The organism is Paraburkholderia fynbosensis (genome assembly GCF_902859935.1).
Classification (GTDB): domain Bacteria; phylum Pseudomonadota; class Gammaproteobacteria; order Burkholderiales; family Burkholderiaceae; genus Paraburkholderia; species Paraburkholderia fynbosensis.
This window is the reverse complement of sequence record NZ_CADIKI010000005.1, coordinates 1-15,948: the sequence shown is the minus strand read 5'-3', so window position 1 is coordinate 15,948 and position 15,948 is coordinate 1. Positions and strand designations below refer to the sequence as shown.

General features: G+C 59.2%; 9 protein-coding genes and 1 pseudogene. 9 read left to right on the top strand and 1 reads right to left on the bottom strand.

Annotated features, from left to right (window positions below):
* The first annotated feature begins 1 nt into the window (after position 1).
* The 8 genes from HV770_RS09710 (at position 2) to HV770_RS09675 (ending at position 13,734) form a co-directional block, all read left to right on the top strand.
* Positions 2-922 carry a hypothetical protein gene (locus HV770_RS09710; protein ID WP_217468582.1) on the top strand — a complete coding sequence of 307 codons (921 nt, stop codon included), beginning with the start codon at positions 2-4 and terminating at the stop codon, positions 920-922.
* Between the two features lie 5 nt (positions 923-927).
* Positions 928-4,239: an ATP-binding protein gene (locus HV770_RS09705; RefSeq protein WP_217468581.1), complete on the top strand. Its 3,312-nt coding sequence runs from the start codon at positions 928-930 to the stop codon at positions 4,237-4,239.
* The gene (locus tag HV770_RS09700) at positions 4,236-4,823 is read left to right on the top strand and encodes an HNH/ENDO VII family nuclease (RefSeq protein WP_246290790.1); all 588 of its coding nucleotides are present in this window, start codon (positions 4,236-4,238) and stop codon (positions 4,821-4,823) included. The genes HV770_RS09705 and HV770_RS09700 overlap by 4 nt, the downstream gene beginning before the upstream one ends.
* A 13-nt stretch (positions 4,824-4,836) precedes the next feature.
* Positions 4,837-5,244 (top strand): SMI1/KNR4 family protein, encoded by a 408-nt coding sequence (locus HV770_RS09695; RefSeq protein ID WP_175159198.1) that lies wholly within the window; start codon positions 4,837-4,839, stop codon positions 5,242-5,244.
* 342 nt (positions 5,245-5,586) lie between these two features.
* The gene (locus HV770_RS38520) at positions 5,587-5,769 is read left to right on the top strand and encodes a hypothetical protein (protein ID WP_246290789.1); all 183 of its coding nucleotides are present in this window, start codon (positions 5,587-5,589) and stop codon (positions 5,767-5,769) included.
* 171 nt (positions 5,770-5,940) lie between these two features.
* Positions 5,941-7,215, top strand: a complete 1,275-nt coding sequence (locus tag HV770_RS09685) for a hypothetical protein (RefSeq protein WP_175159196.1) — start codon at positions 5,941-5,943, stop codon at positions 7,213-7,215.
* Between the two features lie 41 nt (positions 7,216-7,256).
* Positions 7,257-9,242: a phospholipase D-like domain-containing protein gene (locus tag HV770_RS09680; protein ID WP_246290788.1), complete on the top strand. Its 1,986-nt coding sequence runs from the start codon at positions 7,257-7,259 to the stop codon at positions 9,240-9,242.
* Positions 9,232-13,734: a DEAD/DEAH box helicase gene (locus HV770_RS09675; protein ID WP_175159195.1), complete on the top strand. Its 4,503-nt coding sequence runs from the start codon at positions 9,232-9,234 to the stop codon at positions 13,732-13,734. The genes HV770_RS09680 and HV770_RS09675 overlap by 11 nt, the downstream gene beginning before the upstream one ends.
* A gap of 33 nt (positions 13,735-13,767) precedes the next feature.
* On the opposite strand, the gene HV770_RS39385 is transcribed toward HV770_RS09675, so the two are convergent.
* Positions 13,768-13,899 carry a hypothetical protein gene (locus tag HV770_RS39385; protein ID WP_281366206.1) on the bottom strand — a complete coding sequence of 44 codons (132 nt, stop codon included), beginning with the start codon at positions 13,897-13,899 and terminating at the stop codon, positions 13,768-13,770.
* 342 nt (positions 13,900-14,241) lie between these two features.
* On the opposite strand from HV770_RS39385, the pseudogene HV770_RS09670 reads away from it, so the two are divergent.
* Positions 14,242-15,718 (top strand): annotated as a pseudogene (locus tag HV770_RS09670) (phage integrase family protein); the annotation flags it as partial.
* Positions 15,719-15,948 lie beyond the last annotated feature (230 nt).

Genomic DNA, 15,948 nt, shown 5'->3' with positions numbered 1-15,948 from the left:
CATGAGCACAATAGACACAACTATCGCAAAGGTCCGCCATGAATTTCTCTTGGCGTTCGAAGAAACGCAAGTCAGTGGCGAATTCTTGAGGCAGTTTCTAGCGCAAGCGGAAAACGCTACGCCCAACCTGCTGGATTCCTATGCCGCGGACGAGATGCTCGCAGAAATCGACCCCGCGCAGTTCAAATGGGACGTCGCTTACTACAGCCGGCAGAAGCGTTGTGCGAAACAAAATTTCTCCAAAGAGCGTCTCGAACACTTGATCACGGTTCGCGAGTATTTTCGGCAGGAAGGCTACAAAGGCTTCGTTCCGCCGTCTGTTAGCAGTGGGGCCTCTGGTGTGAGCGAGCGCTCTCAAGCCAAGCGCTTTGACGGCACGCCTTCGTCCTATCAGCCCTCTAGCAATCTGAAGAAGTTCGTCGATGAAGGCGACTTGCTGACCGTTCAAACGGCGTTGCGACTCGAACTCAACAATAACCGGCTTAGCAGACAGGATCTTCGGAACGCGTCGGCTTGGACGAAAGGACAAGTATCAGGCCTATTTGAGCCCTACGCGGAGAAAGCCTTCGCGCGCGAGATCGATCCAGACCAGAGTCAATGGTTACTGGCCTACTACGACAACCAGACTGTCTATCTGAAGACCAACTTCTCGGAAAAGCGCTTCCTACACCTGGTGGAGGTCCGGGAGCACCTGCGTCAACTCGGCGTGGAAGGCTTTGCTCCCATCGCTGCACCGAGCACACCAAGCCTCCAACCAGACCCACGCCAGCGTGCGGCCAAGGCCACCGCGGATCAGGCACCATCCACGCCGAGCCCCGAATCACGCACGGCGCGCCCGGAACTGAATCCAATCTTCAAAATTGCCCTGCTATTTGGCGGCGCGCTCGCGGCGGTGGTGATTTGTCTCTCGCTGGTGAAATAAGCTCAATGATTCTGACATCAGTACGCCAACCTGAGATCGAGATTCCCTCAATCAATCAGAACACCGCAGCCACGCTCGAAGCCGGACGGTCTCTGATCAACCGCAGCTATCTGGCGGAGTTGGAGCATTATTTCGTTCATGCCTTCGCCGAAAAGGGCGTCCCACTCAACCGCGCCAGCGACGTGCGGATCTTCCGCATCGAGCGGATTGTCCAGGGCAACAAGCAGTCGGTCCTCGAAAGCACCACCGCGGCCTACACGGCATTGGGCGCCGCAGGCTATTCGGTGTTCCTGTTTCTGCGTTCGGATGGCGTCGAAACAGAAGTGTTCATCGGCGCGCGAGGCGAGCCGGGAAGAATGCTTGGGCAAAACGCCGGCGAGCTTTTGCGTGAGACCTTCAAAGGTCATTTTTCGGGTAGTTCGCTACTCCCGCTCAATGTCCAGGAGGTCAACGCGTTACTCGAGAGCGTAGCGGCCGAAAAGGACAGTACGGCTGCGAGCATCACCGCTGTCACGGGCGTGCCAGCACTGTCGACGGAAAATCGCGAACACTTCATGCAAGGGCTCGAACGCTTTATCGATGCCGCTGAAAGTCGCGTCTATCAAGCGATCATTCTGGCCGAGCCGGTTTCCTCGCAGAATCTCGACCTGATCCGCACCGGATACGAGCAGGTAGCGACCCAGCTTTCGCCGCTGCTGAAGCAGCAGGTGTCGTTTGGTGAGCAAGAAAGCGACAGTGTCGGTCAGAGCATCAGCGAGGGGTTGAGTCAATCCCTGGGGCAAAGTCTTGGCCTGACGGAAACTAAAGGCACCTCCGAAACGGTCGGCACGAGTACAACGGAGACTACCGGCACGTCGAGTTCACTGAGTTCGCAAACTGCGGCAGCCAAGGCCGCGTCGATCGGCGGCTCCGCGGCGAGCCTGGCGATTGGCGCGGCCGCGATCGCTTCGGGGCCGTTCGCACCGTTGGTGATGGTCGCGGGTGGTTTAGTTGCGACGGCGGTTACTACCGCATTCAATGAGCAGCAGACCACCGGCACGAGCCAATCCACGTCGAATGGGCGTAGCGAAAGCCACGGCACGTCGTGGAGCGAAGCGGCCTCCAGAACGACTTCGGACACCAGGACGACGAGTACGACAGACACCCGCTCGCTCAATAAGACCAACGGTTCGAGCCGGCAAATGTCGATCGAGGCGATCGACAAGACTATCGAGCGCCTGTTGTCGAAGATCGACCACCACCTCGAACGTATCGACGAGGCCAAAACATATGGTGGCTGGAATTCCGCAGCGTATTTTATCGGCGACAGCACCGCGTCTTCCGAATCTCTTGCCAGCATTTTTCTCGGGTTGATCCGCGGCAGCAAATCGAGTCACGAGGATTTTGCGCTCACGACCTGGCAATCAGGCCGCAAGAAATCAATCATCGATTGGCTGACCGCGCTGAGCCATCCACAACTGCGGCCCAATTTCTCAAAGACGGTGCCGATCAGCTACCTGACGCCGGCCACGCTTGTATCGGGTAAGGAACTGGCGATTCAATTGAGCCTGCCTCGCCGGTCGACTTCCACGGTCGCCGTGCTGGAAACGCAGGCATTCGGACGCAAGGTTCAGCGACTCGACGGAACGTTCGCCGAAGCGGGTGCGGGAAAAACGCTGACGCTCGGTAACATTCGCCATCTCTGGGAAAACCTGCCACAAACTATTTCGCTGAATCTGAACCAGCTCTCCAGCCATGTGTTCGTGAGTGGCTCGACCGGCGCCGGCAAAAGCAACACGCTCCATGAAATGCTCAGCCAGATCGAAGCCGCGGGCGTGCCGTTTCTGGTAATCGAGCCGGCGAAGGGCGAGTACAAACACATTTTCGGTCAACGCCCTGACGTCAGCGTGTTCGGCACGCATCCGGCGCACAGCGAACTGCTGCGGATCAATCCTTTCAAGTTCCCCGTGGCTGTTCATGTGCTTGAGCACGTGGATCGGTTGGTGGAGATTTTCAATGTCTGCTGGCCGATGTACGCAGCGATGCCGGCGGTGCTCAAGGACGCCATTCTGCAGGCATACGAAGAGTGCGGATGGGATCTCGAATCGTCAGCAAACCGCTACAGCGATAGCCTCTTTCCGACGTTCGCCGATCTGCTCATTGCGCTTGAAAGCGTGATCACGGCATCTGCCTATTCGCAGGAACTCAAGGGTAACTATATCGGCTCACTGTCGACGCGGATCAAATCGTTGACCAACGGCTTGAACGGCCAGATCTTCGTCGCCGACGAGATCGACAGTGCCACCTTGTTCGACAGCAACGTGATCGTGGACCTAAGCCGCGTTGGTTCTTCGGAAACCAAGGCCCTGATCATGGGCATTGTGGTGATGCGCCTGAGCGAATACCGGATGGCTAACGGCGGCATGAACCAGCAGCTCCGCCATGTCACCGTTCTCGAGGAAGCGCACAACATACTCAAGCGTAGCGCAGGCGAGGGGAGTACGGAAGGGTCGAGCGTGATCGGCAAATCCGTTGAGATGCTGACCAACGCGATTGCCGAGATGCGGACGTATGGTGAAGGTTTCATCATTGCGGATCAATCGCCGCACGCAGTGGATATTGCCGCGATCCGCAACACCAATACGAAAATCATCATGCGCCTGCCGGATGAAATGGACCGGCGCCTGATCGGCAAATCAGTTGCGCTGCGCGATGACCAGCTTGAAGAGATCGCGAGACTGCCGAAAGGCGTCGCCATCGTCTACCAGAACGACTGGCTGGAGCCGGTGCTTTGTCAGGTCAAAAAATTCGCAGGCCGTGAGACGCCTTACGTCTACCATCCGTCGGACAAAGCGACTTCAAGCCGAAGCGCGTTCAACGAACAGGTGCTCAAGCTGCTACTGGCGACGCGTATTCGTAGCGCCGACACTGCCGATCTGAACCTGATCGAAGCGGGCATGCGCAGCTTGCCTTTGCTTACGCGAAGCAAGATACCCCTCTATCAGGCCCTCAATGAGTCGAAGCGTGAGCAGCCGCTTACGCTCTGGAAACCGGAGCGCTTTGGATTCACCGCGGCGCTGATCGTGGATGTCCTGGGTTGCCGATCTGGCGTCCAACAGGCCATTCAGGCAGCGGCTCACGTCAACGTACTAGGTGGCTTCAACGTACTACGTGACCTGCTGGGCGCGTTGCTGTCCCCGCTCGCCGACGGTCTGGCAGGTGAGCTGGCCTTCGCCGCCCAGCAGTGTCTGATGAAGGACTACAGCATGCAGAAAGGAAGCCATCTTGAGATCTATGCCGGTTGGCGAGCTAGTGTTGAAAAAGGGAGTGCCCTGTGAATTTAGAAACCTTCGCGCTTGAGCAGACCGACGCCTCCAACAAGTTGGTGGAGCTGGCTCGCGAGATGCCCGACTTGTGCTTGGATGTCGTCGAGCTCGACAAACCTCTTTTCCTGACCCAGGAAAACCGTCTCGAGCTTCCGTCGCTCAGCGGCGAAACTCGTGAGAAACTGAAAGGGGATGGCTTTCCGGAGAGCGTCCTGGACGCGATTGGCAGTGAGGCCGAAGGCCAGATCTACGACAATGCCAATCTCGAGGCAACGAAAGTCAATGACAAGGATGCATTGATTCGTACGGACATCGACTACGAAAAGGTGGACCTCTTCGGCAAGACCAACCTTGAACGGATGAAGGCTGGCCGCGCGCCGCTCGATGCCAATGGCCGGCCGATTGAATTGCACCATATCGGCCAGAAGCAGGACTCGCCCCTTGCCGAACTTACCTGCGCGGAACACCGCGGGAAAGGCAACGATAACGTTCTGCACAACAAGCTGAAGGAGTCGGAAATCAATCGGGAGGATTTCGGCAAGGAGCGGGAAGAGTACTGGAAGGCCAGGGCTGCACAGATCGAGTCACAAAGCTAACTTCGAGTTCATTATGCGAAACGTCAAACAACTGGTTGAACGCCATCAGGCGAATACCCGTCCGGCAGACCCGGCAAGCATCCAGGCGCTAGAGCAGAAGCTGCCATTTTCTCTATCGAGCGAATACAAGTCCTTCCTCTCGGACTTCGGCGTGATTGTATTCGGCGCCTACGAGACCTACGGCCTCGGCGTCCCGGCAGACCACTACCTCAATGTGCTCAATGCGTACAACGACCTGAGCCGCGATGCGAGCTATCCGGCGAATGCGGCGCCGCTGCTGGAGATTGGCGACGGTCAGTACTATCTATACGACAACAAGGCGCAGCGGATCGTACTGTGGGCCACGCCGAATGGTGGTGTCGTCCGCGTGCTGGATGAAGGCCTGGAAGCGTTTCTGTCGCAGAAGATTTTCGGCGAATAGTTCTGGTGAAAACGTCTCCGGCCAGCGAGAGGTATGGGCACATTCTGCCGGGACACGATTTGTCTCTTTGCAGGATTAGCATGAGTGCCCCTTCTTTTATGGCCGGTCGCTGCTGATATGCCAACTGTACTCGAACATATAGATGCTATCGCTCGCCAGAAACAGCGAGACGTGCTGTACCTGACGTTCTTCGACGACCCGCAGGGCAAGCGAAGCGTATGGACTGAGAATCAAACGCGCGCACAGGTTATCCAGTGGCTCGACGCACACGATATCGGGTGGCGCGAATGCGGCGAAATATCTAATCCGAATGTGATGCGCGGCTATCGCGGGAGCATATATGTGGACGTTTGCTACGACGCCGGCGATCCGGTCTATCAGCAGTTGGCTGCGTTTCTCGATCTGCCCGACGGCAACGTGCGTTTGCCGAACATGCGTTTCTGGGCGCTTTCGCTGGATGTTGCCATGACGAACGCGCATCACGACGAACCGGGTTTCTGGGAACGGTGGGCCGAAGACTTCTAACGTTGTGTGCCGGTGGTGTGCGGGTAGGTTGACCCTACCCGCGTCCATGCAGACGAGGCAAGCAACGTTTCTCCCGAGTTTTCCGGACATCTGGACGCATCTGGTTCTCCACCAACAAGAAGGCGTCTTTAGACGTTTACCCATTTCCTGCCACGCATTTGACGGCTCTTCATGACTGAATTCGACGGCCGTGCCGCCGCCATGTCGGCGGCCGGTCTTCCGTATTTCACCGATGCGGACCCCGCCTTGAGCAGGTCGTCCGGCGGCCGCGACCCCTTGGGCTTGCTGCCGGTATGGAGCGCGTTTGGGCGCAGACTCGTTCCAAACCTGGCGTCGCCGGTTGGGCAGGTGAATGGCATCAAAGCGGTGGTTCTGATCCAGTGGCTGATCAATCTGGATGACCTTCAATCGCTGCTCGAGCGCGACGGCGCCCGTCGACGCTTTTTCCGGCTGATGGAAGGGCTCATCGAATACTGGCTGTATCACAACGGCCATGCAGCGTGTTTCGGCTATAACGCGCTCGCCGCTGGCGGAGAGAACTTCAGTGTAACGACGAAGATGGGCAAGACCGTTGCGAACGGGCTTTATCAGTATTATCGCGGCACTTGCCGACGCGCCGGCCTTGTGGATGACAGCTGGATAGTTGCGCCCGGCGTCGCCAGTCAGCTAGCCGAGCGCTGGACGGCGGATGCCACAAAAGTACTCAAAGCCGCCTTGGCTGATCCGCTCAAGGGCGCCGGCAAGTCGTTGTTTCCGGACCAATACCTCGGCGGTGCGTTGGCAACAGCGCTGGCTAGCGTCTTCGATCAGCACACGCTTCGCCAAACGCTCCAGGAGCGCCTGTTCGGCGATACGTATCAGCAAACTCTGGCTCGTGAGTTCCTCGCGCTGCGCAAGCTGGCCGCGACGCAGGAGTTGAATTTCAAAGACCGCGTTGGCAAGCTCGTACTACCGCAGCTGGCTCATGCGATCGACTGTATCCAGCGATGCGAGCCGTTCCTTCTCGTGATGCAGGACGCGTTCGACTATCTGCGTGGCGCACCTGGCAAGAAACTCGATCTCGTCGCGCGCGAACTGGATGCAATGTTGCCGACTATGCGCGATCGCGCCGAGCGGTTTGTGACGCTTGCGGGTGAACAGGATTCTTCGCGCATGAAGCATATGCAGGTGTTAGCCGAAATCCTTGCTAGTGCTTCAACCGCGGAGGCTGCCTCGACGGAGGCTGTTCTGATTGCGTTCCTGCACGAGTTGGTCGCCTATCACACACGATGCATGAAAGAGCGCGGACGCGACCCGTTGGTGTTGATTGAAGGCGGTGCGGTGTTGCTGCCTGTGATCGGCGACCGAAGCCCGGAAGACGCGAGGAAGCGCCTCGAAAGCGGACAGCCGTGGATGAACGACTACTACCTCAACACCGCATCGAATCTCTACGAGCAGGTATTTTGAGCACCGCTATGACTTCACCGAGATCCGGCGTCGAGCACGTCATGCGCGGCACGCTCGAGTATATCCGTGACCGCTTCTCAACCGATCATCCGCGCCACGTTCTCTTTACGACCTTTAACTTTGCGTCGCGGTTTTTCGAGGCCAACGTCTTGCCGCTGCTCGTCGGCGACACCGTCAGCGATCTGAAAGGCGCTTCTGAGACGCGTTATGCGATCAATGAGGACCTGAACACGGTCAAATGCCTCGTGGTATGCGACCGCTCGACCTGCCCCGAGCCCAAGGGCGACATGCGCTACGGGTTACTGCCGGTCGGTCTCGCACGCGGTCGCTTTCATCCAAAGCTGATGTTGATGGCCGGCACGTTGAAAGACACGCAGGAGCAGGGCATCTGGCTGTCAGTCGGCAGTGGCAATCTGACGCTGTCCGGTTGGGCGATCAATCGCGAGGTTGTCGGGATGACGGCCGTGACCTCCCGCCATGCTGAGGAACTGCGTCCACTAATCAAATGGCTGCAAGCCGAGGCCGCGCGCCAACTCGAATTCGCGGGCAACACAGGGTATCAGGAGGAGGGCGAGGTTCGGAATATTCTGGCGGCATTACATGCTGCACTGGACGAGCCCAAGCAGTTCCCGCGGCATACGCCGGCTACACCGACGCTGCATCTTTCGCTGCCGCAGGGGTACGGAAAAAGCTCGATGCTTCACGCTTTGAAAGGCGAGAGCGACTGGCACACTGCTACGGTCGTGTCGCCCTACTGGAGCGAGGTGCACACGCTGGTTCAAGCGCTCGGTGTCAAGGAGTGCCGCTTTGTGCCATCGCTCACTGCCGACGGCCTGTACCGCTTCCCGTGCGATACGTTAGACCTGACGCGTCATACCTTTGCCGGCTTCAGGGATGATGGCGAACGCTATACACACGCCAAGGCCTTGCTCCTCCATAACGAGAAGCAGCAGGTACTCTGCATCGGTTCGGCGAATTTCACCCAGGCGGCGATGCTCACTGCGCGGGACCAGATATTGACGAATATCGAGGCGATGCTTCGCTATGAACTCAGCGACGCGCCGGACCCATGGAGAACGCTGTTACAGCCGCTAAAAGAGCCGGCTTTCGCGCAAAGCGGCGAGGACGAGGAGGAGGCCGCACCCCCGCTTCCTCCGTTCGACGCAACCGTCCTGTACGACTGGGAGGCGAACGAATTTCGCGCACGCCTGACCCTCACCAGCGACGTGCCGGTCAACGAGATCGTGCTGTCGATTGGCAGCCACTGCCATTGCTTCGATGCCGCCGTCACCGGTCAGCCGCAAGTCATGACGCTGCGGTATAAGGGCGCGCAGCCCGTGCGTTCGTTCTCAGTCGCATACCGCCTTGGCCAGAGCGAGCCCATGACCTTCCGCGGGCTGATCACCCAGGTCAATGCAGACGACGATCAGCTCGGCTACCAGCCCCGTCCACGGCTCAACAAGGTCCTCGAATTGCTGCGAGGCCTCAATCCGCAGCCATCCGATCGCAATGCGAAGGAGCGCGCACTGTCCGACCTCGCCGACGGCGCGGGCGACGGCGAAGAAATCCCTGCCGACCCGACCTTCGATTTCTTTGGCCTGTTTCAGGGCGCGTGGAAGCTGCTCGAGTATTACCAGACGCCCGAAACTCCGGGGGCGACGCGCGATCCATACGACAAACTGGCGCCGTACGGCGCCGTGACGCTTTATCGGGCGATCACCGCGCAGGCCGCGGTTACGCACGAGGAAAAGATTGGCCGCTATATCCAGCTCTCGGAGATGGGCGACATCGTCGCGCGTCTGGACAGGACGACGAATTCCAAGTTGCGCGAGACATTGCGAATCGACATCAACGCGGAGATTGCCGCGCTTCACGTGGAGATGGTGGCCCTGCTCGGCAAATCGGAGTCGTTCCGCTCAATGTTCGGCGAGGCCACGCCGAAAGGCGTCGAGGGTTTTCTTGCCTGGTTTCGCAAGGAGATTGGCCGGGAAGTAAGCAATCAAACGCGAGCGGTTCATGGACAATAAAACAGACCTCATTCCAACCGATCTGACTGCGCAAGCCGTTCGCTCATACATCGACTTCGATGGTCACGACGCCGTGCGCGCAACCCCGAGTGCGCAGGCCGCTCTTCAGAGCGAAGGGGTGGCTGCTCTTTGGCATTTGCTGCAGAGCAAATCGTTTGCCTATCTCGCCGACGAAGTCGGTATGGGAAAGACGCGGCAGGCAATGGGCATCATCGCGACGCAATTCCTGCGCAAGCCGGATTCGCGCGTGGTGATCGTCTGCTCAAGCGCAACGCTGCAGCGCCAGTGGCAAAGCGAATGGTCGGAGTTTCTGCGAACCTGCTACAGGTTGCTCGACAACCGCTTGCTCAGTACAGCGGAGGCGAGCCCACTGGAGCATCTGAATTTTCACCATAGCCTGCGCGACTTCGTCGAAACGCTAAGCCTCGGCGATGCCCGGATTCATCTGATGCGGTATTCGTCTTTTAGACGGCCGCTTTCGCTCAAGGGCGAAGATTCGGCTTCGATATTGGGAGAGTATCGGGAAAAGATTGGCGCGGCCTCGATCGACGATATGGACAAGGATGAATGCGCGATTCCCGCGACGCGCCGGAAGCTGTCCAAAGCCGAGAAAGAGGACCTCACGCACGCACTTGGCGCGGCGTATTGCCGGCGCATCGGCGCATTGATGACAAACGGCTCCCGGCTTGAAAATGGTGCGTCGGTTCCCAACCAGCCGCTCGATCTGGTGATCTTCGATGAAGCACAGTATCTTCGTCATACGGGAAATTTTCAGAATAGCCATATTGCCGCGATTTTCCGGCGCAATGTTGAACGCTGGTTGTTCATGAGCGCGACGCCGCTGCATTCGAGCGTGAACGACATTCGCAGTCTCGATACCTATCTTTGCCGCAAGCCTTTGTTCGTAGGTAGCGCCGACGACAAGCGCGAGTTGGAAATTCCGCGCGATTGCGGCAACTGCAACTATCAGGAATCGTGCAGCCGTATCACCTGGCAGCTTCACGCGCAACCGGAAGGTAGGCGCGACGTCGTGCCCCTGCTGCCGAAGTTCATGGTGCGTCGAACCCGCACGTATGCGGATAGCCAGGACACGCGATACGGAAAGATCCAGTACCGTAAATACGAGCGGATTCGTTATACCGGTGCGGACGACCCATTTCTGTCGCTGACGATGTCGCTGGTGCAGAAACGGCTGGTTGGTGCGCTTGCCGGCAAAGGAAACAAGTTTCGCCTCGGCGAATGCGCGTCGTTTGAATCATTGTCGGCGTCCGTTAGACGCACGCTCGGGTCCTGGAAACAGGGCACATCGGAGCCGATCGCCGAGCGCGAATATGAATCCCTGCGTGATGCAAGACAACACACGCAGGACGATGAAGCCGGTATAGCGTTTGACCGTACCGTTATCGACGACTTGAATCGCGACTTCGAGAACGCGATGAAGGCGCTCGGTGGCGCGACACCGACCGCGCGGCAGGGTGTCGCGCTTCCTCACGCCAAACTGAATCGTGCCGCCGACGCGCTGTTCGAACACAGCCTCAAAGACGCCAGCTGTCAGAAGACGCTCGTCTTCGTGCGGCGTATCGATACGGTGGAGGAAATCCGCGACCTGCTGCATACGAAGTTCCAGCAACAAATGGATCAGCGGATCGAGACATGGCGAACCCAGTTGATGCGGTCCGCCTTTGGCATGCAAGGTAAATCGCCGTGGATCAAAGGCGAGTTTTGGGAGACAGAACACGCGAGACCAACCGAGAGCGCTGACGAGGAGGTCGTCGCGGCGGAGAGAAAGGCCGACGAGGACGTCGAACGCGAAAGTATCGAGCAACTCGGCGATGAAGGGCCGTCAGCTGACGAACCACGCGGCACCGCCTATAAGGACGCGCTCAAGCTCCCTTATTTCGAAGCGCTGAAGCGCGCAAAAAAAGGCGGCGATCACGGGATGCTGGTTTCGTTCGGATCGCGCCTGCTCAGCGCGAAGGATGCCTCGCGCAACCCGCTGCGAGGCTTTCTCCTGAAGCGTCCGCAAGCGTGCGATGAGGTGGTGAGCAAGGCGAATGAATCCCACTGGCAGAACAATGCGGCGCGCTGGACCCGCTTTCTGCAGATCGTTCTGGGTGAAAGGCGAGCGGAAGAACTCAGCGCCGACCCGCCTCGGCAATGGCTGTTCGGCAACGCGGCCGACAACGCGGTTGATGCGTGGAAGCTCGCCGCGTTGCAGCTATGCGTGCTTCAATCGATAAGGCAAACCGATTTTCTGGTCGATCTGTACATTTTGCATACGCACGTAGCACGCACGCCGACGGACAAAACCGAACTGCCCGACAAGTTGCTATGGCTGCTGGAGGCCGGACCGCACAGCGCTGCAAGCCATGAATTTGCCAATTACATTGGCAACTGGAAGGAAAGATTCCGCCGCTGGATCGAGCATTTTGATCTGATCGTCGACAAATGTATGCGCAGTGGCGCGGCAGTCGACTGGGGAGAGATTTACCGTGAACGCGTGCATCTGGCGTTTCGTCAGATGTCGCCGGTGATTGGTCGTTCGAGTCGCCTGCGAAACCAGAATGCGGTCACGCAGTTCAAGTTTCCGACCTACCCGAACGTGCTGATCTGTACAGACGTGCTGAAAGAGGGCGTCGATATGCACCTGTTCTGCGACAACATCGTGCACTACGGGGTGGCGTGGACCTCGGGTGACCTCGAGCAGCGCATCGGGCGTATCGACCGGTTGGGCAGTCTGATCGGACGACGGATCGAGCGCTTCGCGAGCGCTCAGGGCGACCGGACGCAGGGTCTGCCGCGGCTTGGTGTTGCTTTCCCTTATCTGGACGGCACACTCGACCGCTTTCAGGTCGAGCGCGTGATTCAGGCCAAGATCGTCAGTGATCTTCGAATGGACCTCGGTAAGCGCAAGGATGAAATCGGTGAGTTGAGTCTCGCAACGTTTGACGACGAGTCGATTCAGGTTGCGGCGACCAATTATTTTCCGCAATCCGGCGCAGTGTTTTTTCCCGATTCCGCGAGGGCGCTCGTCGCAAAAGACGCCGCGCCGTCAGAGATTACTTTACTTGACGGTATTCGATGCAAGGGTGGTGACGACACCGTGCGATCCGTGCAAGCCACTGACGAAAGCGCGCTCACGTCGGCGGAATACTTGCCGGCGTTCAACTGCGTGCGTGTGCGGCGATGCGTTTCCGACGAGTCGGGAGACAGCAGGTTGGCACAGCGGACGATTGACACGGGAACAGGCGTGCTGCGCCTTTCGCGAACCGGTTCGAAGGATGCGGACATCTTTTGTACGGAGGAAATGCTGGTACCGGGCACGCTTGCCGAAGCGCGCTCCTTGAGCGAGGCGCTTGCTGAAGGAGAACCCTCGTCGGTCAAGCATACTAACGCGAAAGGTTTCGCACTCGATCCGTTGGTGAAAACCGCGACCCGCGCAATGGATATGTCGTACGCGTTTGCATGCCGAGGGCAGGGGAGCGGCAGGGTGATTCTGGAGTCGGTTGGCGGGGAGTTCTGGTTGTTGCGTACCGCTGTCTGTGCAGCGGCGGCGGTCTCGACGGCAGAGGGACGCAACTTGCAGCGCTGGCTCGCGACGAAGAACCATGACCGGCGTTGGGGCTATCTGATGGCGGAGGCTGGCATCGTATGGTTCGCTGTCGTGGTGAGCGATGCCGACGGCGATGAACAAAACTTGCTTACGCGACTTTCGGCGGAGATGGGGAGGATGGCGCTCTACTACCGATCCACAGTGAAGAATCCCGAGCAATATGTCGAGAAAGAATATCGTGCACGCGCCGCGTTTCCGGCCCTTGCTGCGCTGAACCAATCGTACGGTGGCGATGCGGACCTGCACGTATCCCGGCTCCTGAAAACCTTTAGAGAAGGAAATATCTCCAGCATGAAGCACGACGATTTTTTGGCATGCGGTAGCGTGCTTGCGGGCGTTCAGGAATGGTTTAACGGCGCATTCAACGCGGTACTGGATACGCTATGCGAAACGGCGGACGACAATCCGCAGCTCCGTTTGACGGTGACGCCGCTTGCGTTTCTCGAAGGGGGGATTTTGCACCTGTGCGCTATGGGCAAGGAGCACTTTCGCATTCAGGCGTATCTGGATTTGAACGATGCGATGGGCAATAAGAACGTCATATCCGGACCGAAGATGGTCTGGGAGCTTGCCGCCAGTCCGATCATCAAAGGACCGAAACCGGAGTTGCCGCTCTCTAAATATGAAGAGCTTCCGCACGTTTGGCTGGATGCATGGGAAGGAGAAGTCGCCGAGGGCGCTGCGGCATTCACCTGGAAAGGTGACAAGTATCGTTTCGTGACGCTCTATCACCATCCCGCAGCCTGGGATAAAGCGCGCACCGATCTGCTCGAAGCGTGGCAGATGGTGCGAACGAAAATGCAGGCGCTCACCAACTTTCAACGCAAAGGATGTCGGGACACGCTCATTCAGGCCGTCGGTTCGGCGCTGGCACTGTGACTGTGGGTTGCATCGTGTCCCTGGTCGAACGGGTCAGCCTACTGAAGCCCGTGCGTCGCGCTTCACCTTGTCGATGTATTTGCCAAATGCGGTGGTAGCCAGCACACCGGCGACGAAGACGATCGCGAATGCGGCGAGGCTTTCTAGCGGGGAATTGTTCGACACGATATCGGTTCCTTTAAAGTCGCGCACGGGTTAATGAGGTCACACGCATGCGAGTGCGGACATGTGCGCTTGGCGCCGTGGACCGTCAATGCAATGTGCGCAGTCAAAGAATGACGGAGCATTGCGACAAATGATGTCCGGATTCACTAAAAGAGGCGTAGCCCACATTGCTTGCGCCTCTTTTCAGTTGGGCCTTTTCAAGGAGGCGCGAAACGTCTTGATGCAATCGGCTGGACGTCTTAGCAAAAACCCGACTTGAGCTCCGGTGAACGTGCTACCGGTTGAGCCTGCACGTGCACTGCGAGGGCGGAAGCTGATGATGCGGCCATGCTGCGCCCCTAGTACACCGGCATGTCGGTTCGCAAAGCCGTGGAACGCTACCTGTCGGATCGCATCGGAGCAGGGCAGTCGGCGCGCGGTGTCCACGGCGGAGTTCGTCGGCGGCCGGCGAGGGTCGCACGGCAGGTCGGCCGGCCGGATCTCACCACCGTTTTTGAGCACCCTGACGGGGAGCGTTTTCGGGAAGCGAAGGCGGTCGCAGACGCGATCGAGGTCCTGCGGCACGCGCGCATGCCGACTCCGCAGATCAGTGACGACATCGGCATCTGGCTGCCGGCGCGAGCGGTCGCCACCCTGCGTGCACACGCTATCTCGACGCTGCCGGACCTCACCGTACGGATTCCGAGTCGGCGCCAGTGGTGGAAGGCTATTCCCGGGTTCGGCCCTGCCGGTGCGCGTCGCGTTGAGGCGTTCTTTGCCGCGCACCCGGCGCTGACCGAGCGGGCGAGGGCGCTTATCGCCGTCTCGCCGGCCAGCAGTATCGTGCCGTGGGAGCAGTTGCGGCTGCCGGACGAGGTCGACGGCTCGGCCGGCGCCTATCGGGGGCTCGCGCGCTACCTGCACGCTCAATGCAGACAACGACTACCAGGCGGTGCAGGCTTGGTTACCACTGCACGAGTCTGCGGCGACGCAGCGCGCGTACCGGAAGGAAGCCGAGCGGCTCATCCTGTGGGCGATCGTCGAACCGGGAGGGCGCTTTCGTCGCTCACGACCGAGGATGCGGTCGCCTATCGCGCGTTCCTGCGCCGACCGACACGACGGGAATGCTGGGTGGGACCGGTCCGGCCACGCAGCGCACCCGACTGGCGCCCGTTCTTGGGCGGGCTGTCGGCCCGTTCCGCCGCCTATGCACTGTCCGTGCTGGGCGCGCCGTTTCGCTGGCTCATTGCGCAGCGGTATCTGCTGGCGAATCCGTTTGCCGGCGTGAAGGTGGGGGAGCGCCCGTGCGGGTGCGCTCGACACGTCTCATGCATTTACCGAAGGGGAATGGCTGCTCATCCGCGCGATCGCCGACGGCCTCGAGTGGTCATACCGCTGGGCGCCCGAGGCGGCACAGCGACTGCGCTTCATCCTGGACTTTGGCTATGCGACGGGTCTGCGCGCAAGCGAACTGGTTGGCACCGCACTCGGCGATATCGAGACCGACGCGCGCGGCGACCATTGGCTCAAGGTCGTCCGGAAAGGACGAAAAATGGCCAAGGTCGCATTGCCGCCGCTCGCCCGCATGGCGCTCGATCGTCACCTGGTCGAACGGCGGCTACCCGTGACGCCCGGCCGCTGGAGACCGGACACGCCGTTGATCGCGAGTCTCGCCGAGGACGGTGCGGCGTGCATCACCAGCGCGCGACTCTGGAACGTGCTGCGGCTGTTCTTTGCCAGGACCGCTGATCTTGTCGACGCCGACGGCCCGGCGGTTGCACAAAAACTGCGGCAGGCGAGTCCACACTGGATGCGCCATACCCATGCGACAGACGCGCTGGTTCTGTCGCACTAAGAAAAGTGCGTTGAACAATGGCCAGCATGCTGAGGACTACTTATACCGCCAACGAGTAGAACTGCTCCGCGGGAGTCTGTCCGAAACCACAGTCTTTCATCTGCCCTTATATGAACGCCTCCCGTTTGCGACGGTTTTCGCGTGCTACGACTGTGGCAGGATGGGTTGCAGCTTTATATTCGGGCTTATTGCAGCCTGATACGCTGCGGCCCACT